General features: G+C 39.7%; 25 protein-coding genes, 1 tRNA gene and 1 pseudogene. 7 read left to right on the top strand and 20 right to left on the bottom strand.

Annotation, left to right across the window (positions count from 1 at the left end):
- Positions 1 to 98 precede the first annotated feature (98 nt).
- From map to IEU71_RS01855, 8 genes are all read right to left on the bottom strand, one after another.
- Positions 99 to 887, bottom strand: coding sequence for a type I methionyl aminopeptidase (gene map, locus IEU71_RS01890; RefSeq protein ID WP_004914640.1), 789 nt, complete (start codon positions 885 to 887; stop codon positions 99 to 101).
- Between the two features lie 84 nt (positions 888 to 971).
- Positions 972 to 1,934, bottom strand: coding sequence for an LCP family protein (locus tag IEU71_RS01885; protein ID WP_004914642.1), 963 nt, complete (start codon positions 1,932 to 1,934; stop codon positions 972 to 974).
- Positions 1,935 to 2,054: 120 nt separating this feature from the next.
- Positions 2,055 to 2,684, bottom strand: coding sequence for a uracil phosphoribosyltransferase (upp, locus tag IEU71_RS01880; RefSeq protein WP_036067080.1), 630 nt, complete (start codon positions 2,682 to 2,684; stop codon positions 2,055 to 2,057).
- Positions 2,685 to 2,823: 139 nt separating this feature from the next.
- Positions 2,824 to 4,176 (bottom strand): branched-chain amino acid transport system II carrier protein, encoded by a 1,353-nt coding sequence (brnQ, locus tag IEU71_RS01875; protein ID WP_004914647.1) that lies wholly within the window; start codon positions 4,174 to 4,176, stop codon positions 2,824 to 2,826.
- A gap of 361 nt (positions 4,177 to 4,537) precedes the next feature.
- On the bottom strand, positions 4,538 to 4,957 hold the full coding sequence (gene rplT / locus IEU71_RS01870; protein WP_004914648.1) for a 50S ribosomal protein L20: 420 nt from the start codon (positions 4,955 to 4,957) through the stop codon (positions 4,538 to 4,540).
- 44 nt (positions 4,958 to 5,001) lie between these two features.
- On the bottom strand, positions 5,002 to 5,199 hold the full coding sequence (gene rpmI, locus IEU71_RS01865; RefSeq protein ID WP_002815120.1) for a 50S ribosomal protein L35: 198 nt from the start codon (positions 5,197 to 5,199) through the stop codon (positions 5,002 to 5,004).
- A 65-nt stretch (positions 5,200 to 5,264) separates the two neighbouring features.
- On the bottom strand, positions 5,265 to 5,804 hold the full coding sequence (gene infC, locus IEU71_RS01860; protein ID WP_050799439.1) for a translation initiation factor IF-3: 540 nt from the start codon (positions 5,802 to 5,804) through the stop codon (positions 5,265 to 5,267).
- A gap of 163 nt (positions 5,805 to 5,967) precedes the next feature.
- Positions 5,968 to 6,603: a DUF1361 domain-containing protein gene (locus IEU71_RS01855; protein ID WP_004914653.1), complete on the bottom strand. Its 636-nt coding sequence runs from the start codon at positions 6,601 to 6,603 to the stop codon at positions 5,968 to 5,970.
- A 304-nt stretch (positions 6,604 to 6,907) separates the two neighbouring features.
- Here IEU71_RS01855 and rpmF point away from each other — a divergent pair, with 304 nt between their 5' ends.
- The 3 genes from rpmF to IEU71_RS01840 all read left to right on the top strand — a co-directional run bounded on the left by rpmF (position 6,908) and on the right by IEU71_RS01840 (position 9,699).
- Positions 6,908 to 7,081: a 50S ribosomal protein L32 gene (rpmF, locus tag IEU71_RS01850; RefSeq protein ID WP_004914654.1), complete on the top strand. Its 174-nt coding sequence runs from the start codon at positions 6,908 to 6,910 to the stop codon at positions 7,079 to 7,081.
- A 66-nt stretch (positions 7,082 to 7,147) separates the two neighbouring features.
- A complete protein-coding gene (locus IEU71_RS01845) occupies positions 7,148 to 7,783 on the top strand; it encodes a copper homeostasis protein CutC (protein WP_004914656.1) in 636 nt (211 codons plus the stop codon).
- A gap of 218 nt (positions 7,784 to 8,001) precedes the next feature.
- On the top strand, positions 8,002 to 9,699 hold the full coding sequence (locus tag IEU71_RS01840) for an NFACT RNA binding domain-containing protein (protein WP_004914658.1): 1,698 nt from the start codon (positions 8,002 to 8,004) through the stop codon (positions 9,697 to 9,699).
- Between the two features lie 21 nt (positions 9,700 to 9,720).
- On the opposite strand, the gene argF is transcribed toward IEU71_RS01840, so the two are convergent.
- The 9 genes from argF to serC form a co-directional block, all read right to left on the bottom strand.
- Complete coding sequence (gene argF, locus IEU71_RS01835) at positions 9,721 to 10,737, bottom strand: ornithine carbamoyltransferase (RefSeq protein WP_004914661.1); 1,017 nt, start codon at positions 10,735 to 10,737, stop codon at positions 9,721 to 9,723.
- On the bottom strand, positions 10,734 to 12,119 hold the full coding sequence (argH, locus tag IEU71_RS01830) for an argininosuccinate lyase (RefSeq protein WP_036067084.1): 1,386 nt from the start codon (positions 12,117 to 12,119) through the stop codon (positions 10,734 to 10,736). The genes argF and argH overlap by 4 nt, the downstream gene beginning before the upstream one ends.
- A 73-nt stretch (positions 12,120 to 12,192) precedes the next feature.
- Positions 12,193 to 13,419 (bottom strand): argininosuccinate synthase, encoded by a 1,227-nt coding sequence (locus IEU71_RS01825; RefSeq protein ID WP_004914665.1) that lies wholly within the window; start codon positions 13,417 to 13,419, stop codon positions 12,193 to 12,195.
- 169 nt (positions 13,420 to 13,588) lie between these two features.
- Positions 13,589 to 14,875 carry an adenylosuccinate synthase gene (locus IEU71_RS01820; protein ID WP_004914666.1) on the bottom strand — a complete coding sequence of 429 codons (1,287 nt, stop codon included), beginning with the start codon at positions 14,873 to 14,875 and terminating at the stop codon, positions 13,589 to 13,591.
- Between the two features lie 300 nt (positions 14,876 to 15,175).
- Positions 15,176 to 15,898 carry a YebC/PmpR family DNA-binding transcriptional regulator gene (locus tag IEU71_RS01815; protein WP_004914668.1) on the bottom strand — a complete coding sequence of 241 codons (723 nt, stop codon included), beginning with the start codon at positions 15,896 to 15,898 and terminating at the stop codon, positions 15,176 to 15,178.
- Positions 15,899 to 15,979: 81 nt separating this feature from the next.
- On the bottom strand, positions 15,980 to 17,755 hold the full coding sequence (locus IEU71_RS01810) for a hypothetical protein (protein WP_004914670.1): 1,776 nt from the start codon (positions 17,753 to 17,755) through the stop codon (positions 15,980 to 15,982).
- Positions 17,756 to 17,906: 151 nt separating this feature from the next.
- The gene (locus IEU71_RS01805; protein ID WP_004914672.1) at positions 17,907 to 18,395 is read right to left on the bottom strand and encodes a phosphatidylglycerophosphatase A family protein; all 489 of its coding nucleotides are present in this window, start codon (positions 18,393 to 18,395) and stop codon (positions 17,907 to 17,909) included.
- Positions 18,396 to 18,405: 10 nt separating this feature from the next.
- Positions 18,406 to 19,596, bottom strand: a complete 1,191-nt coding sequence (locus tag IEU71_RS01800) for a 3-phosphoglycerate dehydrogenase family protein (protein WP_004914674.1) — start codon at positions 19,594 to 19,596, stop codon at positions 18,406 to 18,408.
- Positions 19,597 to 19,599: 3 nt separating this feature from the next.
- Positions 19,600 to 20,682 (bottom strand): 3-phosphoserine/phosphohydroxythreonine transaminase, encoded by a 1,083-nt coding sequence (gene serC, locus IEU71_RS01795; RefSeq protein ID WP_004914677.1) that lies wholly within the window; start codon positions 20,680 to 20,682, stop codon positions 19,600 to 19,602.
- 235 nt (positions 20,683 to 20,917) lie between these two features.
- On the opposite strand from serC, the gene IEU71_RS01790 reads away from it, so the two are divergent.
- Positions 20,918 to 21,001: transfer RNA gene (locus tag IEU71_RS01790), tRNA-Leu, on the top strand.
- 180 nt (positions 21,002 to 21,181) lie between these two features.
- Here IEU71_RS01790 and IEU71_RS01785 read toward each other — a convergent pair.
- The gene (locus IEU71_RS01785) at positions 21,182 to 21,466 is read right to left on the bottom strand and encodes a hypothetical protein (RefSeq protein ID WP_004914679.1); all 285 of its coding nucleotides are present in this window, start codon (positions 21,464 to 21,466) and stop codon (positions 21,182 to 21,184) included.
- A 523-nt stretch (positions 21,467 to 21,989) separates the two neighbouring features.
- On the opposite strand from IEU71_RS01785, the pseudogene IEU71_RS01780 reads away from it, so the two are divergent.
- Together IEU71_RS01780 and IEU71_RS01775 are read left to right on the top strand one after the other, a co-directional pair.
- A pseudogene (locus IEU71_RS01780) lies at positions 21,990 to 22,195 on the top strand (ABC transporter ATP-binding protein); the annotation flags it as partial.
- Positions 22,196 to 22,199: 4 nt separating this feature from the next.
- Complete coding sequence (locus IEU71_RS01775) at positions 22,200 to 22,436, top strand: hypothetical protein (protein WP_036067095.1); 237 nt, start codon at positions 22,200 to 22,202, stop codon at positions 22,434 to 22,436.
- A gap of 32 nt (positions 22,437 to 22,468) precedes the next feature.
- Here IEU71_RS01775 and pta read toward each other — a convergent pair whose 3' ends face one another.
- Positions 22,469 to 23,452 carry a phosphate acetyltransferase gene (gene pta / locus IEU71_RS01770; protein ID WP_004914684.1) on the bottom strand — a complete coding sequence of 328 codons (984 nt, stop codon included), beginning with the start codon at positions 23,450 to 23,452 and terminating at the stop codon, positions 22,469 to 22,471.
- A 111-nt stretch (positions 23,453 to 23,563) separates the two neighbouring features.
- Complete coding sequence (locus tag IEU71_RS01765) at positions 23,564 to 24,226, bottom strand: uracil-DNA glycosylase (protein WP_004914686.1); 663 nt, start codon at positions 24,224 to 24,226, stop codon at positions 23,564 to 23,566.
- A gap of 51 nt (positions 24,227 to 24,277) precedes the next feature.
- Here IEU71_RS01765 and IEU71_RS01760 point away from each other — a divergent pair, with 51 nt between their 5' ends.
- Complete coding sequence (locus tag IEU71_RS01760; RefSeq protein ID WP_004914687.1) at positions 24,278 to 24,817, top strand: LURP-one-related/scramblase family protein; 540 nt, start codon at positions 24,278 to 24,280, stop codon at positions 24,815 to 24,817.
- Positions 24,818 to 24,874 lie beyond the last annotated feature (57 nt).

The raw sequence follows: 24,874 nt of genomic DNA, 5'->3' as shown, positions 1-24,874 counted from the left end.
TGGTTGTTTTAGACAATTACCATTAAAGGCGCTGCGGCTTTTTTATTCAAGTGTTCGGTTTAATTTTACAATCTACCATATATATTACTTTTATAATTTTAAAGGTATTTTGTATCAAATTCAGGATCTTGACTGGTCAAAATTTTTGGGCCATCCTTAGTAATCGCCAAAGTATGTTCATATTGTGCTGACCATGAACCATCAGCCGTCGTAACCGTCCAACCATCTTCTTCGGTATGATCTGTGTTAACTTTCCAGCCACCAATGTTAATCATTGGCTCAATTGTAATTACCATGCCTTCACGTAAGCGAACGCCATGACCTGGCGTCCCATAATGTGGCACATTTGGCTCCTCATGCATTGTTGGACCAACACCATGACCGATGTACTCACGCACATCACCATAATGATGTTCAACTTCTGTATATTGTTGAATCGCATTCCCGATGTCACCAATGCGATTGCCAACAACGGCTTGGTCAATGCCTAAGTACATTGCTTTTTTAGTAACAGCCATCAAGTCTTTAATCTCTGGTGTGACCTCACCGACTGCATAAGACCAAGCTGAATCTGACACGGCACCATTCAAGCCGACAACTGTATCCACCTTAACCAAGTCACCATTCTTGAGTTTCAAGCCCTTGCGGGGCAATCCATGGGCAACTTCGTTGTTGATACTAATTGTCGTGGCATATTTGAATCCTTCAAAACCGATTTGAAGTGGCACGCCACCATGACTTTCAATATACTCGCGCGATTTTGTTTCAATTTCCCAAGTATCGATACCTGGCTTAATTAAGTCGCGCAACATGAGGTGCATGCCGGCAATAATAGCGCCTGATTGACGCATGGCTTCAATTTCTCGTGGTGATTTTAACTGAATCATTTTTGACTTCTTTCCATTTTTAATACTCCATTTTATTATAGCATTTCACCCCAAAATAAAAAGCACGCAATTGCGTGCTATCTACTACTGTGCCATTTGTTGTGTTATTGATGTGTGAACACGTTCAATCTCTGTTTGGCTCATCACTTCAGTTGACCCTAAACCACTAATACTTTGGGTGGTTCCTTTTAGTTGATCCTGCTTAACCGTTCCGAATGCTTTACGATAGCTGAGGGCAAGATTTTTCATAGAAGTTGTTGAAACATCTGTTTGAACATTGTTAGAAATTGTCGTTAGCAGTGAATCATTAAACAATGTGCCAACTTTAGCTGAGTTTTTCAAGACTGCCTTGATAACGAGTTGCTGTCTCATTTGACGACCATAATCACCATTAGGGTCTTCATGTCGCATACGTGAGAACGCCAATGCTTCATTCCCATCCATGTGATAAGTCTTACCGGAAACAAATGAATATTGGCTCTCAGAATCAGCTTGTGTTGTGTCACCTGTCGTGGTGAACGTCAAAGGTGATGTGACATCAACACCACCAACGGCGTCAACCATTTTAACCAAGCCACCCATGTTAATCAAGATATAACCACCGTTAATATCAATATTTAACAGATTTTCAACAGCTGACACCGCTGAATCAGCTGATCCATAGGCATATGCAGCATTAATCTTCATTTGTTGACCGCTGACTGTTACCAACGTATCGCGTGGGATTGATGTCATTGTCGTGACATTAGTTTTGGGATTAATGGTCATGACGATCATTGTATCTGTTCGACCTTTGTAGTTACGACCAAGTTCGCCAGTATCTGTTCCAAGCAATAAATAAGAAACTGGTTTTTTACTACTCGTAAGTTTGTCAGCAGATTTTGTCGTTTTGGACGATTTCTGCATTTTCGTAATTGTGCTATTAACTTTATAGTACGCGTATGAACCTGTTGCAATTCCCCCAACTACGAGTAGTCCAATAATCGTTAAAATAATATTTCGTACTGTGTGTCGCTTTTTTGGACGCATTTTTGAACGCCTTTGCATGAGCAATTCCCCTTTGTTGTTTGTTACATAATTGTAAAATAGTATAACACAAAATGAACCTTAATAATCAACCCATACAAAAAAGTTCACAAAACGTGAACTCTTCATTAGGTATAAATACTACATTGTACCAAATAAACGGTCACCCGCATCCCCTAGACCCGGAACGATATAGCCATGTTCATTCAGTCCTTCATCTAATGATCCTGTATAGATATCAACATCTGGATGTGCATCTTGAACTGCTTTAACACCCTCTGGAGCTGATACTAATGTAATTAGCTTAATATGCTTAGCACCACGCTTCTTTAAAGCAGAAATAGCATCCTTAGCTGATCCACCAGTTGCCAACATAGGGTCAACCAACAATACGTCGCGTTGGTCAATGTCTTCAGGCAATTTAATGAAATATTCAACTGGCTCGAGAGTTGTTTCGTCACGATACATACCAATATGACCAATTTTGGCTGCTGGAATTAATTGTACAATACCATCGACCATTCCCAATCCAGCACGTAGAATTGGGACGACAGCTAATTTTTTACCTGCTAATTGCTTTTTAGTTGTTGTTGCTACTGGTGTCTCAACAGCAACATCTTCCAATTGCAAATCGCGGCTAGCTTCATAAGTCATCAACATCGCGATTTCGTCAACTAGTGCTCGAAAGTCCTTAGTGCCGACATTCTTGTTACGAATCATTGTGAGCTTATGTTGGATCAACGGATGATCCATTTCAACAAATTTTCCCATGATAGTTTTGAATGAACACAAACGAATCGACTGAAAACGCCGTATTCATTATTTCCTTCCAATTCAATTTACTATCTTAAATTATACCAAAAAATAACGTTATCCGGATAAAAATATCATTCACAAGAAGATTGGACAATTAATCAAGCACAGTTGCGTTTTGATGATTAGTAACAAGATAGGCGCCTAAGCCTACAAGTGCACCAAGAGCAGCTGGTACAACCCATCCAAAGCCAAGTGAGGCAAATGGCACAAATTGATGATATCCATTCACAACACGTTGTACGCTAGCCAACGACACTAAAGGTGAGCTAGCAAGGGCATCTAAAACAGCAGGTAAAGTGACAGCAGCCACAACAAAACGATAAACTAGCGCTGATTGCTTGAAATATTTGCTGAATAGCGACAATAAGATAAGTACCAAAGCAAATGGATACAATAGCATCAAAACCGGTACTGACCAAGCTACGATATTGGTCAAACCTGCGTTAGCTGTGACAAATGATCCAAACGCAATGACACGCAACCACCAAAGATAACTCACTTTTGGAAAAACGCGGTGCATATCTTGAGAAAATGAAACGAACAGTCCCATAGCTGTTGTGAAAACTGCTAAGGTCACGATAACGCCAGTCAACGCTGTCCCAAAGTTACCCATATAATGGCCAACGATCTGAGCAAAAGCATCGCCACCATTTGCTGATGGTTTGAACAATCCCAAACTACTAGTGCCAACCAGAACTAGCGCTGCGTAAATCACTGCTTCCGCGACAATACTTAACAAACCAGCCTTTGCTAATACAGTCGATACTTGCTTTTTGTGGAATCCTAAGCCTTTGACAGCATATACAACTGAAACGGCTAATGCCAACAAGGCTATGCCATCCATTGTATTATACCCATCTAAAATTCCCTGAAAAGCAGCATTACTTTGATACGCCGCAGATACCGTTTGATGCGTGTTGCCCATTGGCATAACTAACGATAATACCAACACTAATAACAATAGTCCCAAGAATAGCGGATTAAGATATCGTCCCACCCATTTCAATAAGCCTGATTCTTTAACTGTTAGGAAGTAAGCCAATCCAAAGAAGACAGCCGAGAAAACTAACATTGCTAATCCTTGATATTTAACAGGCACAAATGGTGCTACGCCCATTGAAAACGCCGTTGCTGCTGTACGCGGTGTTCCAAAAAATGGTCCGATTGTCATGTGAATTGCAACTAAAAATACTGTTCCAAACCAAGGTGCGACTGGTTTGGCAATGTCGTAAACACTTTGACTATTGGTGACACTCACCGCCATCATTGCCAAAAATGGCACAATAGTACCAGTAATCAAAAATCCAACCGTCGCTGGTAACCAATTACCACCTGATAATTGACCTAACTGGACAGGAAAAATTAAGTTTCCTGCTCCAAAAAACATTCCAAATATTAGTGACGCCACTAATACTAACTTTTGCCACGTTAATTTTTTTTCGTCCATTTCTTTTCTCCCTAGTAGTATACGTTATTGCTTCAATTTACTCACTAAATCATTTGATATTCATACCAATCCCTCTTCTCCCTGTATGATGAAAATAAAAAAGACTAGCTACAATTTTTTAGCAGCTAGTCTTTCAACGTATCAAATCAGCTACCTATCATGTTTTGTCTGATAGGCGCAAAAAATTTCAGCACTTATCACTAATTAATGATAATAATGCTGATAATAATTTGTTTTGTTGTTGCGAATTGATTTGTCATATTATTTTCTCATTTATTTATTAACAATATTAAACCAAATATCATTTATTTTGTCAACCACTAATTTTAGTCAAAAAAAAACGCTTATCGCGTTTTTTAAATTAGCGTTGTACGGCTACTGTCGTTTCAGTTGTTGCTGCAGTACGTTCTTGTACCAAAACATTTTCTGATGACAATGCAGACTTTGCTTGCTCAGCCAACTTTGAGAATGTGTCAAAATCAGAAACAGCAAGATCAGCTAACATCTTACGGTTCAATTCAACACCGGCCAATGTCAAACCATGCATCAACTTTGAGTATGACAAACCGTTCATACGGGCTGCTGCGTTGATACGAGCAATCCATAGCTTACGGAAGTTACGCTTTGTGTTCTTACGATCACGGTATGCATACAAGTATGACTTGTAAACTTGTTGCTTAGCAACCTTAAAATTAATACGACGTTGTCCACGGTAACCCTTGGCCAACTTAACAAACTTTTTACGACGTGCGCGTGATACTGTACCACCCTTAACTCGCATGGGTATTTCCTCCTAGAAATTAAATAATTAGACTTACCTTGAAATTAGAGCGTGCTCAACATCTTAGCGTATGTCTTAACAGTCGTTGAATCCATCATGCGTGTGCCACGCAATTGACGACGTTGCTTCTTTGTCTTACCGTGGAAACGGTGTGAAGTATAAGCTGAAGCTGACTTCAAGCCACCGTTAGCTGTCTTCTTAAAGCGCTTTGCTGATGCGCGGTGTGTCTTCATCTTTGGCATGTGACCAATTCTCCTACTTTACGATTTTTGTTTATGCTTGATTAAACAAGCGACTAAACCCTTACTTACTTGGCATCGCGTGGTGCCAAGACCAAAAACATTTGGCGGCCATCCATTTTGGCACGTTGTTCCACCTTGGCGATGTCATCAAGTTCTTCAGCCATGCGGTCTAAGACCCCACGTCCAATGTCTTGGTGAGTAATCATACGACCACGGAAACGCAAATTCAGCTTAACTTTGTTGCCTTGCGACAAAAACTTGATTGCTGCCTTTTTACGTGTTTCGAAATCGCCTGAATCAATCACTGGTGACATACGAACTTCTTTAACTTGAACAATTTTTTGGTTCTTACGTTGTTCTTTTTGCTTCTTTTGCGCTTCGAACTTCGCTTTACCCCAGTCCATGATTTTGGCAACTGGTACTTCAGCGTTAGCCTGTACCAATACCAAATCAAGGTCTGCATCATTCGCTAATTGTTGGGCATCACGTGTTGACATTTCCTCTTGCTTACCATCATGGATAAGCAAAACACGTGGTGCGCGGATATTTTCGTTGACTAGATCAACTTGTCGTGGTTGACGTGCTATTGTCTGGCACCTCCAAATTTATTTTGTGAATCAAGAAGAAAAGTGGGCAAGAACTTAATCTTTACCCACTTCAACACTTGCAGTACTTAACGTACAACTGTATCTGCCAAGCAACGATATCACTTGGCGAGAAGCGGGTGCTTCTACTTGTTCAACAGATACTAGTTTACTACCTCATAGATCATTTGTCAACTGTGTTCTGGATTAAACGAACGCCATAGTGACTAATAACTAAAATTGCAAATTGAACGCCGGCAAACAACGTGACAAAAACAATCATATGCATGCTGAACGATTCAGCTATTAAACTTAAAACATGTTGTAATCTTGTGAAAACATCCCAAGAGTTCAAGCGAAGAAAACGGCCGATATATATGCCAACACCTGATAATATCGACAAGACAGCCATAAGGAATAATTCTAGCACATCGTGGCGTTTGTCAAAATAATGTTTGAAAATAAGCTCTAAACTTAAAATACCTAACACAACACCGATAAATATACCTGCCGACAAAACCGCATAATTGAAATATTGCATACGGACTGTCAAACCAATACCGATGTATTGTAAATGAATATAATCTGTAATCATATACATCGTATTTGGATAGAATAGCAACCATAAAATACTAAAAATTGTCCCCACTGTGACACGTTTAGTAAATGCCACTACTAAGGCAAAATCCAAGGGTAACAATGCCAAAAACACATTCCAGTTTAAAAATGTAAAATGTGTGGGGGTCAGGTAGACAAACAAAAAGAAAAGAACCACAATTAGATGAATAGCACCTATACTAATTAAATTTTGTTTTCTCATCCGAGCACCTCCTTAATTTGCTACATCTTATATTTTAGCACGTCAATGCGCTGCCGTTTCCTGTGTTTATAAGGACTATAATTGTCTTTATCGTGATAAAAAGTTGGTCTCACTGGCTGTAACAGTATTCCGTATCATTCTATGGTAAAATAACGATAATAAAGCTTTATCAAAACCTAAAATTTATAGTAACCTTATGTCAAGTAAATACCCTTGACATTAAATAGAGTTTAACTGTTGACAAACGCTGTAAATTTCGGTAAACTTGACTAGTTGATAAATTGAAACGAAAGGAGGTGCTATCATGGCTACCCCATCAAACAAGAATTCAAAGTCTCACAAGCGCAATCGCCGCGGACACATTGGTTTGAATGTTCCAAACATTTTGTTGGATCAGACAACTGGTGAATACCGTGTTGCTCACCGCGTCTCACCTTCTGGTGTTTATAACGGCAAGCAAGTTGTTGATAAGAAGTAACAATGATGCCTGTTCTATTTGTAGAACAGGTTTTTTTGTTTGCGAAATAACTTTAATTTAGGATCTATGACTATAAAAATCAAAGAAGCCGCGGTTGACTCTGCTGACCGCGCCCAAGAAATGATTGCACGTGGTGCTAACCGAATTGAATTAAACGCTCGCCTTGACTTAGGCGGCATTACCCCTGACACACGAACTATAATCGACACGTTAACTATTGCTGGTGATATACCAGTTGTCATTATGGTTCGCCCTCGTGGTGGCGATTTTGCATATGATAATACTGAATTAAACCAAATGCTAGAAACCTTACAAATTGTTGCAGATTTAGGTGGTCAGCATGTTACTTTCGGTGTTGTGCGAAGCGGATCACTGGACACAGACATGATGTCGACGTTAATCGAGACTGCAGATACCCTGAATTTACATGTCGTTATGCACATGGCATTTGATGAGATTGCAAAAGACCAACAACAAGCAGCTATGCAATGGTTATTCGCACATGGCGTTACGCGTATTTTGACCCACGGTGGTGTGCTGAAAACGGCCATCACTGAACTAATGCCACAATTAGAATTTCTTGTAGATCGCGCACCAGTTGGCATGACCATTTTACCTGGTGGTGGTGTGACACACGATAACGCTGACGAAATTGCTGATGTGCTTAGTATTTCTGAGGTACACGGTACTAAAATAGTATAGCTTTATTTGACTATTTGACTGTCAGGTAAGATCAAAAACCACCCAATAGGTGGTTTTTTAATGTTAGTAAGTCGCTTATCATTACGTGATACAATGAAAGAGTCGATATTTAAAAAAATACATATTAATTATCTTGCTATCAGTGATGAAATGACACAATCAAAGCAAACGTTTTTCAAAATTGGTTACATATACCAACAGCACAAGGAGCTAATCAAATGCCACTAGATGGACTCTTTACTCATGCCATCGTTCATGAGCTTAATACATTGATAACGGGTGGCCGTATCACCAAGGTACATCAACCCTATTCAAACGAAATCGTCCTTGTTGTACGTAACAACGGGCAGAACTATCCACTGCTTTTGAGCGCACATCCAAGTTATGCCCGCGCACAAATTACCTATATTCCGTATGAGAATCCACAAACCGCGCCTAATTTTGTGATGTTTTTGCGACGCTATTTGGAAGGCACTAAAATACAACTAATTGAACAAGTTGACAATGATCGTATTATCAATTTTTATGTCAACGCACGTGATGAATTAGGTGATGTACAAGAAATTCGAGTCACGCTTGAAATGATGGGACGCCACTCTAACCTTTTTCTCGTACGCGAGCATGATAATCGCATTCTGGAACTCATCAAGCATGTACCTGCTGACCAAAATCGCGTGCGCTCATTGTTCCCAGGCGCAACCTATATTTTGCCGCCAGCGCAAAATTTGTTAAATCCCTTTGAAAGTGGTTTAGACGGCTTAGCATCTATGATTTTGGATGAGCCGTTCGACAATTGGGCAAAGCAAATTCAAAGTACCTTTCAGGGATTTAGTCGCGATAGTGCGCAGGCTTTAGCCCACGCTATCAATCAGGATGGCGACCACCTGGCAAATGCGCGTCATTGGTTGTCACAATTTGATGATCCGCAACCAACCTTGTTTACCTCAGCCAACGGTGGGTTCAGTTATGCAGCATTTAATTGGCAACAAGAATCTGCAAGCGCGCAATCATTTAACACAATTGGTGAAATGCTAGATGCTTATTACGTTGGTAAAGCCGAGCGTGAACGTGTTAATCAACAAGCCGGATCATTAGTCCGTGTTGTTAAAAACGAGCTCAAAAAAAATATCACAAAACGTAAAAAGCTTTTAAATACGCTATCAGACGCTGAAAATGCCGATGATTTGAAAGTTAAAGGCGACTTGCTCATCACCTATCCGCATCTTGTAGAAAAAGGTATGACAAGCGTACAAATCGAAAACTACTACGATAACAACAACTTACTCTCAATCACACTTGATCCTAAACTTAATGGGCTCAAAAATGCGGAAAAATATTTCACGAAATATCGAAAGTTGCGGACAGCGGTTGACTTTGTCAATGAACAGTTGGCGCTCACTGACGCTGAAATTTCCTATTTCAATAACATCATGGCGCAATTAGATGTGGCTTCACCTAAAGATGTTGAAGATATCCGCGTTGAATTAACAACAGAAGGCTATATTCGAACCAAAAAGAAAAGTAAACAGCGACCTAAAGTGTCACACCCCGACAGATTCGAAAGTAGCGATGGTACGCTCATTGAAGTCGGAAAGAATAATTTGCAGAATGAACGTCTCTCGCTTAAGCAAGCTGATCGTCGCGATATTTGGTTACACGTTCAGAAAATTCCAGGATCACACGTCATCATTCATGACGCGAATCCCTCAGAAGCAACGCTTATCGAGGCAGCCAAATTAGCTGCATATTATAGTAAAGCTAGAGATTCGGCTAATGTCCCTGTTGACTATTTACCTGCTGGTAAATTGCGAAAACCAAACGGTGCAAAACCTGGCTTTGTCATTTTTGAGGGTCAGCAAACACTTTATGTGACCCCTGACGCTGCACTTGTTTCACAATTGAAAATAAAAAAATAACAGCCTGACGGCTGTTTTTTGTTAGTTGGGATTTGGTAAATAAAGGTTCCCTAATGTGGCAGCTAACACTGCTTTAATTGTGTGCAAACGATTTTCTGCCTGCTCAAATTGATGTGCATACGGCGCATTAAAGACATCGTCAATGATTTCCATTTCTGTCAAACCGTACTTGTCATAAATATCTTGTGCCATTGTCGTTTGAACATCATGAAATGCTGGCAGATCATGCAGAACAATGACTTGATCATTGTGCGTTTTTGCTACCAATTCATGATTGATTTGATAAGGTAGCAATAGTTCGATTCGTTGTGCGAACTGGTCTTCCTCACCCATTGACGCCCAGACATCTGTATACAAAACATCTGCACCTGAAACACCTAAATCAACATCATCGGTAATAGTAATTTTTGAACCAGATACGGCAGCCTTTTGCTTTGCCAACTGTTGCACATCATCAGTTGGCTGCAAACTTTTAGGCGCCACAATATGAACATTAACACCCAAAATAGCGCCTGTCACCAACAAAGAGTGGGCAACATTATTACGGCCATCCCCTAAATAAGCCAACGTAATGCCTGACAAATGACCAAAGTGTTCTTTGATGGTCAAAAAATCAGCCAACATTTGTGTCGGATGCCACTCATCTGTCAGACCATTCCACACTGGCACGCCACTGGTGGTTGCCAACTCTTCAACAATTTTCTGAGAAAAGCCACGGTATTCAATACCATCATACATGCTGCCCAAAACTTTTGCTGTATCTTGTAGCGATTCTTTTTTGCCAAATTGAATGTCATTGTGACCCAAAAATTCTGGATGTGCACCCAAATCATTGGCCGCAACTGTGAATGCCGAACGTGTCCGCGTTGACGTTTTTTCAAATAATAGGGCAATATTTTTACCCGCCAAATACTGATGGGGAATATTTTGTTGTTTGAGTGACTTTAAATGCGCTGCCAAATCAATCAATGTTTCTAGCTCTGCTTTAGTAAAATCAATCTCTTTCAAAAATGATTTACCTTGGAAATGTGAATTCATTGGCGCTCCTCCAAAATTTTATAATTACGCGTTACTTCTTTTTTGACGTTGGTCACAGCCGTACCACCAAGTGATGTACGACGATTAACAGCCGTTTCTGAAGCCAAAATTTGATAAATATCAGCTTCAATTTGAGGTGCAGCAGCTTGTAAGTCAGTCAAAGTCATTTTCTGTAACGGTGTATGTGTCTGAATGCCCTTCAATACCAACTGACCAACAATCGCATGTGCTTCACGGAAAGGCACTCCTTTGGTGGCTAAATAGTCAGCGAGTTCTGTTGCATTTGAAAAATCATCTTGCGTTGCAGCTAACATTTGACCCTCATGAACCGTTAAGCCATTTAACATGCCAGTAAATATTTTCACCGAGGCAATTACCGTGTCCATCACATCAAAAACTTGTTCCTTATCCTCTTGCATATCTTTGTTATAAGCAAGTGGTAAAGATTTCATTGTCGTCAATAGCGCTAATAATGAGCCATAGGTACGACCAGTTTTACCCCGCACCAATTCCGCAAAATCAGCATTCTTTTTTTGAGGCATGATTGAAGAGCCTGTTGAAAAATCATCTGACAATTCAATATAATTAAATTCATAGCTCGACCATAAAATTAACTCTTCAGCCATACGTGATAAATGCATCATTAAAATCGAAGCATTGCCGAGAAATTCCAATGCGAAGTCACGATCTGACACAGCATCTAACGAATTATGATAAATATCACTAAAGCCTAGCTCATCCGCAACAAATTCACGGTCAATGGGAAATGTGGTACCCGCCAAAGCTGCAGCTCCTAGTGGCAGAATGTCCGTATGCTTTTGGTTAAATTCAAAACGTTCGTAATCACGTTGGAACATGTTGAAATAAGCTAACAAATAATGACCATAAGTTATAGGTTGGGCATGTTGTAAGTGAGTATAGCCAGACATAATCGTGCCGGCGTGTTTGTCTGCCAATGATAATAGCTCACTCTGCAAGTCGGTCAAGGCTGACATCACATGTGGTAAACGGTGTTTTACCCAAAGGTGAAAATCAGTTGCCACCTGATCATTTCGAGAACGCGCAGTATGAAGTTTGCCAGCAACAGCGCCAATTTTTTCTGTCAATAAAGCTTCCATATTCATATGGATGTCTTCATTTTTAACATCAAATGTCAAATTACCCGCTGTTAATTCTTGTTGCAAACTTTCTAAGCCAGCCACAATTTGTGCTGATTCGTCACTTGATATAATAGCTTGTTTGCCCAACATTTTTGCGTGGGCAATTGACCCTTCTAAATCTTCAGCCGCCATTTTTTGATCAAAATGAATCGACGCCCCAAACTCATCAACCCATTCAGATGCTTTGGCAGTAAAACGACCACCCCATAATTTATCACTCATATCACTTTTTTGCACTGCGCAATGCAACAGTGTTTTCCCTTCTTCAAAGCTATGTACGCGCCGAAGCGCTTGTTTATTTCACTGTATCTTTCTTTGGTTGTGAATGAACATGGTTCACTTGTTCATACACCGTGTTACTCAATGTCCACAACTTGATGAAGCCAACAGCAGCTTCTTGGTCAAAGGATGATGCAGCCGTGTAAGTTGCCAAATCTTCGTTATATAATGAATTTTGCTCTGATTGACGCGCAACAGCAATGGCATTACCTTTATAAAGCTTCATTTTAACAACACCGTTCACATTTTTTTGTGTATCATCAACGAAAGCCATCAAACTGTCAAACAAAGGTGATACCCACTTAGCTTCATAAACGAGATTAGCTAATTGTTGCTCAATTAATGGCTTGAAATGGGCCACATCACGTTCGAGCGTCAAATCTTCGAGATCCTTGTGCGCTGTCATCAACACTGCAGCAGCAGGCGCTTCATAAATTTCACGAGACTTGATACCTACCAGACGGTTCTCAATATGATCAATTCGACCAATACCATGTTGACCAGCAATTTCATTGACGGCAACAATTAGTTCAGCAAGTGGTAATTGCTCACCATTTAATGCTACCGGCACACCTTGTTCAAATGTCACATCGATAAATTCTGGTACATCAGGTGTGTTTTCAATAGCCTGTGTTAAGGCGTATGCATCTTCAGGTGCTTGGTTCCATGGGTTTTCTAGGATACCTGCTTCATTGGCACGTCCCCACAAGTTTTCATCAATTGAATAAGGTGAGTCCAAATCAATAGGCACTGGCACGTCATGGTCATGGGCGTATTCAATTTCTTCTTCACGCGACCATTGGAAATCACGAATTGGTGCTTCAATTTTCATTTCAGGATCAAGGGCATGGATAGCTGCTTCAAACCGTACTTGATCATTACCGTGCCCAGTCGAACCATGAGCAATGGCAACAGCATCATTTTCATGCGCAATGTCAACTAATTTTTTGATAATCAAAGGACGTGACAAAGCAGAAACCATTGGATATTCGCCTTCATACATCATGTTTGCTTTGATAACTGGTGCGACGTATTGCTCAGCAAATTCTGATTTTGCGTCAATAACAATTGACTGTGTCGCCCCAACTTGCAAGGCTTTGGCTTGGATCATGTCCATATCTTTGCCATGTTGACCAACGTCTAAAACGACAGCGATAACGTCATAACCCTTTTCGTTCAACCAAGGAATGGCTACTGAGGTATCCAACCCACCGGAATATGCTAATACTAATTTTTCTGTCATGATAATGTCCTCGCTGTTTTTTGTTTTAGTTATTTGTTGATTCTATATTAGCGCGCCTTGTTTAAATATGCAATGAGATAACGATTATATACACTTAAAAGTTGTATAAACTAATTTTAAGTGTATATTTTTGCAATAAAAAAGAACCTTTCGGTTCTATTGATATATCTTATTCATGCCAAACAGGTTCCAACAAATGGGTTTGTTCTGGCGTTGGCCCTACGGCGAAGCTCAACAAATCAACTTCCAACAATTCAGAAATACGTTGGAGATAATGTTGGGCATTGACTGGTAGTTCTTCAAATGTTGTCACACCCGTAATGTCTTCATCCCAACCGGGCAAGGTCTCACAGTTGACGTCCAACCCATTAAACCAAGTATCTGAAGCTGGGAAATGGTGAATTTCTTCGCCTTTATAAGTATACGAGGTCGCAATTTTTATTTCTTTCAAACCTGACAAAACATCCAATGAGTTAATGGCTAACTTGGTCAAACCAGAAACTTGTACCGCATGTCGCAAAGCAACCGCGTCTAGCCAGCCAATACGGCGAGGACGCTTAGTAATCACACCGTACTCGTGACCCACTTCGCGAATATGATCTGCAATGTCATTAAACAATTCAGTTGGGAAAGGTCCCTCACCAACTCGAGACGTATAAGCTTTAATGACACCAACAACGTCTTGGATTTGCTTTGGGCCTACCCCAGCACCATTCATCACACCACCCGCTGTTGGGTTAGAGCTTGTCACATAGGGATACGTACCGTGATCAACGTCAAGCATTACACCTTGTGCACCTTCAAATACAACACGTTTGCCAGCTTTCATCAATTGACCCAGCAAATAAGACGTATCTGTCACATAAGGTGCCAACTGACGACCATATTCAACATAAGTTTGGTAAATATCATCGTAATCTAACGCTTCTTCACCATACAATTTAGTCAATTGGGCATTTTTAAATGGCAAATATTCTTTTAGCAACTTACCAAATACTTCTGGATCAATCAAATCAGCGACGCGAATACCAACACGTGAGATTTTATCCGTGTAGGCAGGACCGATACCTTTTTTGGTCGTACCAATTCGATTATTTGAAGCAGATTCAGATGCCTTATCCAACGCAATGTGGTACGGCATAATAACATGTGCACGGTTCGAAATGCGCAAATTCTCAATCGTAATTCCTTGGCTTTCAACTTCTTTAATTTCAGCTAAAAGTGCTTCGGGATTGACAACAACGCCGTTGCCAAGTACTGCTAGTTGACCTTTCGTGATGATTCCAGATGGTAGTGCAGACAATTCAAATTTTGTTTGGCCATGCCAAATCGTGTGTCCCGCATTGTTACCACCTTGGTAACGGACAACAGCATCCGCATGTTCAGCGAAAAAATCAACGATTTTTCCTTTACCTTCATCGCCCCATTGGGAACCAACAACAATTACACCAGACATATTTTTCTCCTGTTACGCCGATAGCTGCTTTCAGACGGGATAGGTTTGTCGGAGAAAGCCAGTATTCTACATTCAGAATAACTAACCTGTTTGCGCCTATCCGTGAGTGTCCCTCTATCATCGTTCATTTTTATGTAAAACACGAACATTAAATGTGATAAACTCATTTTACCTATTTATTTTACCATAATCCTAAATTTATTTTTGAGAAAAGTGATGTTAATTTCTAATATTATCGGTTAAAACGTTTGCCTCATCGAATTTATAGAAATAAAAAAGGACATATAATGTCCTTTTTAATCAATCTGCCGACGTATAAACAGCCAAAACGTCTTCGTTTTCTTCAAGTTCATCGACTAAATGATCTAATTTTTCGCGATCTTCATCAGTAATTGTCATTGGATTTTGCGCAATCATCGTAATTTCAGCATCTTCAAAAACGAAACCCGCTTCAGTCAAAGCACCTTCAACTGCCTGAAAGTCCGCTGGATCAGTGTAAATTTCAAATACTTCATCAGCTGTTTGAACATCTTCAGCACCGGCTTCCAGCGCCGCCTCCAAAACAGTGTCTTCATCCAAATCAGGATATGCTTCACGATCAATTGCTAAGTAACCTTTTCGGTCGAACTGGAAAGCAACTGAACCAGATGTGCCCAAAGCACCGCCAGCATGTTTGAATGAATTACGAACGGTAGAAACTGTACGATTAATGTTATCCGTTGATGCTTCAACTAACACAGCGACACCGGCTGTGCCATAACCTTCATAGGTCACTTCTTCAAACTTTGCACCACCAGCACCAGATGCTTTATCAAGTGCACGTTGAATGTTATCTTTTGGCATGTTAGCTGCCTTCGCTTTTTCAACAACCAAACGCAATGATGCGTTCATCTCTGGATCTGCACCGCCAGCCTTTGCAGCAACATATAAGTCGTGTGCCAGCTTTTGAAAAATCTTACCACGCTTAGCATCTTGGGCGTTTTTACGACCTTGGATGTTATGCCATTTACTATGTCCTGACATTGTGTCATCTCCTTGAAATATAAATATTCAATCTATTTTATCAAAAAAACGAACGATTTACCAGCTTGACCGATATGATAGTTATCGAGCTAACCGTTGTAACCTCAATTTTACTTGATCAAGGGCACCACGTAACCGTTTAACAGCAGCCAAAATTTCAGCAGTTGTTGATGAATCATCCAAGGTAGACAGCAACTGTTTCTTTGCTTCTTGCACAATTAATTCTTTCTTAAATACACGCCTATTTGATTGTTTCAATAGCATTGTTGCCATTGCAGTCACGCCTTGCCTAGCCGTTTGCAAATCAATAAATGTCTCTGACAAATCACGGTGTGTCTTTTTCATGGCGGCGAATCCTTCACAGGTATGAATGCGACCAATTAGTTTTTGTAACGTGGGTTCATTGGCCACACTACTCTGATAAACTTCCTCCAAAAGAATATCTAACTGACTTTTCTCAGTTTTAGTTGATGCATTAATCATTTTTTGAGTGGCTTGCAATTGCTGATAGGCAGCCATGATGGCTTTTGAATTAACCGACTTCATAGTGTGCTTTAGATAATTGATCTCGCTAATAATTTCTTTATCTTGATGAGATCCATGGATTGTCATGAGCAATTGCCGTGCCAGCTTCAACGCCTCATCCAATTCTGCTTGTTTCCGTCTTACAGATGCTCTTAATCGATTGGTTAAAGAATAGATTGAAGCAATTGTCGCCTTGCTGTCGTACAATGTATTGTCTAGTACGAGTGCATCAATTTGGACATCATTATCTTCCGACCAACGACTCATGTTAAGACCATTAAGGTATGTTTCAGCAAATTTAACAGCTTTTTCACGTTCAACTGTTGCTTGTGTCACCCGATCAGATAATAACTTAAGAACAAATTGTTCATCTGCCATGGCGCCCTTATACATCGCCTGAATAAATTCAATGACAATTTTCACTTCAGGTTCCATTGCCACACTGCTTGTCATCATATTTGCCACTGTCTCTTCTAAATGAAGATCAAATTTTTCACGTTGTTGCAATAATACAGCAAGTTCTTTTTCAGCATTTTGATACAATTCATTCCAATTTTCATGGCATTTTTTGGCTGCTTGAAGCAACTTAGTATTTAACTGTTGGTATACATTTTCGGAAGATAAAAGCTTATAACGCTTTAACAATGCGCCTAAATCACGACGATATTTGGGTGCTAAATTTGTTAAATCACTAATTTGGTTTGTTTGCAATAACTGTTCATCAGACATTTTTTTAAATAACCCAATACTTGGCCCAGCATTCAAGTCTGTTAAAGCTATTTTTCTATCAATTCGTGCCAAAACAGTTGTACTTGTCAATTTAGAACTCGCTGCTTTTAATTCATCAACATGAGATTCAGGGCGGAGCAATAACTGTGATAACGCCAATACTGTTTGCCTAACCTTTGTCTCATTACCAACTAGTGTAACATCATAAAGTGTCATTTTAGCTTGCCGGAGTGTCTTCTGATATACTTTTTCTGCTGCAAGCATTGTGTCGTGTAAGTATCGACGAGCTGTTATTAATCCATCATTGGATTTTGCTGTACTTAAACATTTTTTTAATTTTTCCAGAGCAGTTTGAACGTCAATATTCTTGACTAGATGTGGTGGCACTTGCAATCTTCGCGTTGACTCAAGCACTTCATCTCGGACATTTTCATCAGGATGAAAAATTAAATCAAAATCGAATTGATTCGAAAATTCAGCGGCATTTCTGTCAGAAACTTTATCAATCTTTTCTTCCCAATCTTTTTCTTTCCCTAACATTAGTGATGCAATTGTTCGTCGCTGATTGACCCAAACATAATGTTTTTGAGGTGCCTTATCCATTCTTCTTTCTCCCCTTCATTTTTTGACCAGTCATACTATATTTCTATTTTAAAAAATGAAAGTGAATAATTATTGAACTAATCATGTTGAGATAAGTAAGAATTTTAAGTATTATGAAGAAATTGCGTCCAAAAAAAACGCATTACTGCGTTTAATAGTTATTACCACCAAGTAACTCCAAGTACGTCATAGCAGCACTGGCAATCAATGCTGCTAAAATATCGTCAAGATAAACATTAATACTATCTGTTTTATCGTTGATGACACCAATCAAACCTGGCTTTAAATCATCTAACAAACCGTAATGAACCGTTGCTGCCGCAGAAAATTGCTGGGTAATTGCAATCGCTAAAATTTCATCAACATTGTGCCCATTAGCATCTCGTTGCAAGCGAGGCTTTAACGGTTGATCATCTGACATTGTTTCTGCTTGTTCATCCAAATAAAGCGCTGTCAAAATAATATCTGCGACTTCATCTTTGTGTAACACACGTGAAATAGCTTGTGCCAATGTCTGTTCATCAAGTTCATCATGATATTTATCAGTCAAAAATGTACGAGTGCCTTCTGCAATATCTTCAATTTTAACGCCACGCTTTGCTAACTGCGCAATGGCTTGCTCTTGTAATTCTTGTGTCATGATATCTCCTTTAATCACCAATTGTCATATTTGGATTTTGATAGCGTCTTGTCAAAATCACGTGTGGAATTTCATCCAAAGCTGTTTTTACATGTTCCTGTTGTGCTGCTGTAAAATCATTGATTGCCACCAAAGTATAAGCGTATTGTCCAACAGCACGGTTGCTCAATTGTTCAATGTTAATGCCATTATCTCCAAAAAAGGCAGAGATTTGCCCAATCATGTTTGGTACATTTTCATGAATTATACCGACGCGATAGTTGGTTGTAAATGGTTCATTAACATCAGGATAATTCACAGAATTAATAATATTTCCAGTAGTCAAATATTCATCTAGCTCCTTGGCTGCCATCAAGGCGCTAGTATCTTCGGCTTCAATTGTTGAGCCCCCAATATGTGGTGTAATAATAACTTTAGGATTATCAAACAAAACATCATCGGCAAAATCAGTGATATACATACGAAGTTGATCACTATCTAATGCGGCTTTAGCCGCGTGATCGTCAACAATGCCACCACGTGACAAATTCAATAGTGCTGCTTCTGGCTTCATTAATTGCAATTTGCCAGCATCAATAAAGTGGTCGTTCTTTTCTTCCATTGGAATATGGACGGTCACATAGTCGGCTCGGCGCAAAACCTCTTCAACATTACGCGCATGAGCAATGTGTCGGTCTATTCGCCATGCTGTATTAGCATTTAGACCCGGATCGTAGCCAATCACATCCATATCCAAAGCCAAAGCTGTGTTGGCTACCTTAGATCCCACATTTCCCAATCCAATCACACCAAGTGTTTTACCAGCTAACTCTGTGCCTCGGTAACCGCCTTTATTTGATTCAGTCCGCAATGACACATCACCACCACGTGTTTGGTTAGCAAACCTAATCGCGCCAACCACCGGACGAGCTGCTAAAATCAATGAAGCAATTGTTAATTCCTTGACAGCATTTGCGTTGCCACCCGGCGTATTAAAGACAACAATGCCCCGCTTTGACAAATTTTCAATCGGAATATTATTAAAACCCGCCCCCGAACGAACAACAGCTCGGACTGTATCTGGAATCACTTCATCAAATAAATTTTGTGAACGTAATAAAATTGCCTTAGGCTGTTCTGTTGAATTAATATCGTAGCCATGTTGCGCTAAATAATCCAATCCTTTGTGGCTAATTGCATTATACGTTTTTATGTTAGTCATTGATTATCCTTTTTCTACTTTGTTTAAAAATTCAATCAGTGCATCAACGGCTGCCATTGGCTGAGCGTTATAAAGTGAAGCTCTAAAACCACCAACAGAACGATGACCACCAAGATTAAATAAACCATTTTCTTTTGCTTGAGCAGTTATTTGTGCATCACGCTTTGCGTCATTTGTCGTGAAAACAATATTGGTCAATGAACGATCTGAGGTCTTTACTGGTGCCTCAAACAAACGAGATTCGTCCAAGAAATCATACAACTTAGCTGCTTTTAATTGATTACGACGCGTCATTTCATCAACGCCACCCTCTGCTTGTACCCAAGACAAGACTAGGTCAAGGGCATAAATAGAAAATACTGGCGGTGTGTTATACATTGAATCTTTATCTAAATAATTTTGATAACGCATCATTGGACCGACGTTTTCAATTGATTGCGAAGCTAACCAATCTTTTTTGACAATGGCGAGTGTGACGCCAGCAGGACCGAGATTCTTTTGAGCACCTGCAAAAACAGCATCAAATTGTGTGATATCATAGGGTTCTGCCAAAATGTTCGAGCTCATATCAGCCGTTAAACGACCAGTTGTCTGAGGCAACATATCTTGATGATAGGTTGTGCCCTCAATTGTGTTGTTGGTAGTGATATGCAAGTAATCATAAGCATTCGCATCAAAATCACCCGTCAATTGTGGTAAATAACGATAATGCTGTGATTTACTTGAACCAACAATTGTCACTTCTTTGCCCAGCATTTGAGCAGCTTGCGCCGCTTTGGCAGCAAAATTGCCCGAGTCAAGTACCGCAATGCTTTGTTTGTGTGTTGCCAGATTCAACGGTAACATTTCGAATTGTAACGAACCACCACCTTGAACAAAAGCAACACCATATTCGTCGGGAATAGACATCAAATCACGCAGGCGTTGCTGCGCGCTGGCCATTATTTTTTCAAATTGTGCCGAACGATGTGAAATTTCCAAAATGGACAGATGTGTGAATTCATTTTGTGCCAAATCTGCCTTTATTTGGGAAATAACTGGGGTCGGAAGTACACCCGGACCCGCCGAAAAATTATACGTTGCCATGACCATTCCTTTCAGTATACAAAAAGACGACATCAGTTGTTAAACTCATGTCGTCAGCAATTCCACGTTATCATACGCAAAGAATCCCAATCACACGAGTGATTGAGTGGAGGAAGAAGCTAAGTTGACTTTGAATTCTGTCATTACAATTTCCTTTTCTTACGTAACACTAGAATACCTTATTTAGAAAATTTGTCAACCCTCTTTTTTTCGGGTATAATGAAAGAGTTGATTTGCCGATGTGGCGGAACTGGCAGACGCGTACCGTTCAGGTCGGTATGATGGCAACATCGTGCAGGTTCGATTCCTGTCATCGGCATATTCCCCGTTTTCTCACAAATGTTGAGGGAACGGTTTTTATTTGCATCAATGTTGGTTTAATAATTTATCAATCATATGTCGTCAGACCATTTGATCTCATCTATCATCACTGAAACCCTGCTTTTCAAACAAAAAACGACCTTACCACAAACATGGTTGAGTCGTTTTTTTCGATGATTTAGAACCACTCATCATCAACTGCTCTTTGCAAAGTTAATGGACCGGTTTGGGACTGAATTGTAAAATTGTCCGATGTTAATCCGGTCTTTTTTTCAAAAGCTTTGATAAATGTACCAATATCCGTATTCGGATCTTCATTTGATCTTAAAGTGACAAGATAATGTTTGTTTTTAGGATTACTCCAGATACCTAAATTGCCTAATGTATCTAGGTTTAACCCGTTAATTGTGTCATCAATTACAATTTTATATTGCCGACGATGCAAAACATTGTTTATTCCCATTTTACTCTCCTACGCTCATTAAAATTCTAGTAATAGATTACCTAGAAATTATCATGAAAGCGCTTTCTTGTCAAATAAATAGCCTTTTAATATTACCTCAAAAAAATTCACTGTTGTGAACCGTAATTGATGTTGGTCATTCAATTCATAAAGAATCTCTAAAAAAAGTTATCACTTCCTTAACGGCAGTGCGCTTTCTTTGATTTTTCACAATTTAGCATTATATTTAAGTGAGAGAATACTTTTTGAGGAGGCGATAATATGCGAATTACTTGGTGGTTAATGGCTGGCATTAGTTATTTATGTGCTTTATTATTATTTGAGCTTATCGTCATTGGTCGTTCAATTATGGATTGGTAGCTAATTTCCCATGGAATAGCGTATAATGGCTTCATTATGAGAAATCCAAATGGACGTATGAGTCCCACAGAAATTAAAAAGCAACTCGCCCATTCTGACACAACAGCCGTTGAAATGTTACGGTTCGTGTTTGAATCCGTTTTAAAGCGGCAATGAATCTTAAAAAACGATTCAACATGCGCTTGACAATTTAATGATTGCAAAGACGGCAATCGTCATTGCTCACCGACTAAGCACTGTTCATAAGGCCGATCAAATTATTGTGATGAATGATGGTCGAGTTGCTGAAGCTGGTACACTGGTACACATGACTCTCTCTTGCAGCAGAAAGGTATATATAAACGACTATACGATGCCCAATTTGAATAATTTTATGACAAAAAAGACTTTATACGATTTGATGGTTGATCATCAAGATAAAATAGCGAAACTGCAATTTTACGACATGGCTGATCAGTATTTTTTAACGATTGGTGATTGGTCGATGTCACTTTCTGAAAGCAATGCTACCGAACTATTTTCAATTTTTAAAGATGATGAACAAGCCACATTTTCAACGTTTAACCAACGAACGTCGCTCATAGTGACACAAAAAAAGAATCCAAAATAATTTTTGGATTCCTTTTTTATCAATTAAACGATTTAGGCCAATGCTTGTGCTGCAGTAATAATAGCAACCTTATAGACATCTTCTTCATTGGCGCCACGTGATAAATCAGAAACAGGTTTTGCCAAACCTTGAAGAATGGGACCAATTGCTTCATATCCACCTAGGCGTTGGGCAATTTTGTAGCCAATATTTCCGGCTTCTAGACTTGGGAAAATAAACGTATTGGCGTGCCCAGCAACCTTTGAATCAGGTGCCTTAGCTGCACCAACTGTTGGCACAAATGCAGCATCAAATTGCAACTCGCCATCAATCACGTCAGCAAATTCTGGCGCCAACTCTTTAGCTAGTTTGGTCGCTTCTGCAACTTTATCTACCAATGGTGACTTAGCTGAACCCTTTGTTGAAAATGACAACATAGCTACTCTAGGGTCAATTTCAAAGACTTTGGCAGTCTTGGCTGATTGAACAGCAATTTCCGCCATGGTTGGCGCGTCAATATCAATATTGATAGCAGCGTCGGAGAAAACGTAGCGTTCATCACCCTTTTGCATAATGAAAGCACCAGAAATCCGGCTTGAGCCGGGTGCAGTTTTGATAATTTGCAACGCCGGACGAACCGTATCGCCTGTTGGATGTGTTGCACCAGAAACCATGCCATCAGCCTTGCCTGTGTAAACAAGCATTGTGCCAAAATAATTAACATCTTTTAGCCACTTAGCAGCAGTCTCAGCATCTGTCTTACCCTTACGACGCTCAACCAGCGCAGCATTTAATTGAGATAGTGCGGTTTCGTTATAGTTGGCAGGATCAATTACTTCTACACCGGACAAATCAAAATTATTAGCGGTTGCAGTAGCTGCTATGGCTTTGCTATCTCCCAACAAAATTGGCTTCAAAAGGCCATCCGCTGCCAATCTTACTGCGGCGCCTTGAATACGGACATCTTCTCCTTCAGGAAACACAATTGTTTTATTTTGACCACTAATTTTAGTTTTAAGCTGCTCAAATAGTTCCATAATTCCTCCAAATTCACCACTGTGAATCATTAAATTTTCATTTACACCTTAATTGTAACAGACCAATTCATAATTGTCTGCGATTTTGTTGTTATTTTGTGAATGTTTTAACTATTTCAGCCAATCAATGGCCGTCCGATTGTGTGTGCTTAAATAAGCATTGGCTTTTGAAAAGGGTTGGCTACCAAAAAAGCCACGATATGCCGATAACGGACTAGGATGAGCACTCGTGATAACTAAATGCTTTGATTCATCAACAAAGCGCCGCTTCGATTGGGCGAATTTTCCCCACAAAATAAAGACTTTCGGTGCACTATCTTCTGAAGCAATTTGAATCAAAGCATCAGTTAATGGTTCCCAAATTAAACCTTGATGTGCATTAGCACGCCCTTCCGGAACAGTTAGTACAGCGTTGAGCAATAAAACGCCCTGCTCTGCCCAACTGGTTAAATCATGAGACTGACGCTGCCCGATATCTGTTGACAGTTCTTTTAAAATATTTTGCAAGGACGGTGGCGCAGGAACGTCATCAGGAACTGAAAAACTCAGACCTTGTGCTTGACCAATTTCATGATATGGATCTTGCCCCATTATCACGACTTTAGTCCCAGGAAGTGGTGGTGTTTCCAGTGCAGCAAAAATTTTCTCTCTAGGCGGAAAAATATTTTCTTCGAACTGATAGTTTTGATTAATAAACATTGCCACACGATCTAAATAATCCGAAGTAAGTTTTGCTTTGACGGCTGGTGCCCAAGTTGTATGAGTTAACGGCATTTTTTTCTTCTTTCATGATAAAATAATAGGTGAATGAGAGGTACTTAGCAGATGACAAAATATTATTTGAGACAGCGACATAGTATTGATGATGGTGTCAATATCGTTTTTGATTCCGACTTTAAGGCATCTTACCTTGTTTCAGGTCGCTCCGGTAAAAAGTCTGATGAACTTCACGTTCAAGACATGTCAGGCAATGTGCTAGTACGTATTCGTCAAACATCTTATGGCATTTTACCACGCTTCACCCTTAACTACCGTGGCCATATTGTTGGCTCCATCAGTTTTACTTTTGGGCATCTCGGTGATATTGTTTATGTTCGTCATCTTGGTTGGTTAATTTCAGGTAATTTTATTGCCAATCGCTACCTCATCTACCACAATACCAAAAAATTACTCAGTGTCAAACCCGAAAGTCGTCCTGATGGTATCTATAATCAGTTAACCGTCACTTTCGACTCACAAGCACCAGTTCATATCGCTATTGCTGCTCTATTGGACATTTGGGGTGTAAAATCTAACCCGCTAACGGCTATCAAATGGCTACCAGGCCAAAATCGTACCTACAAATTAACAACCAGAATACACTAAAAAACCACCAATTTTTTCATTGAATAATGAAATTTGGTGGTTTTTATTATTTTAGAG

It is taken from the genome of Leuconostoc falkenbergense, assembly GCF_014634805.1.
GTDB classification, from domain to species: domain Bacteria; phylum Bacillota; class Bacilli; order Lactobacillales; family Lactobacillaceae; genus Leuconostoc; species Leuconostoc falkenbergense.
This window is presented reverse-complemented; position numbering and strand designations above follow the sequence as displayed.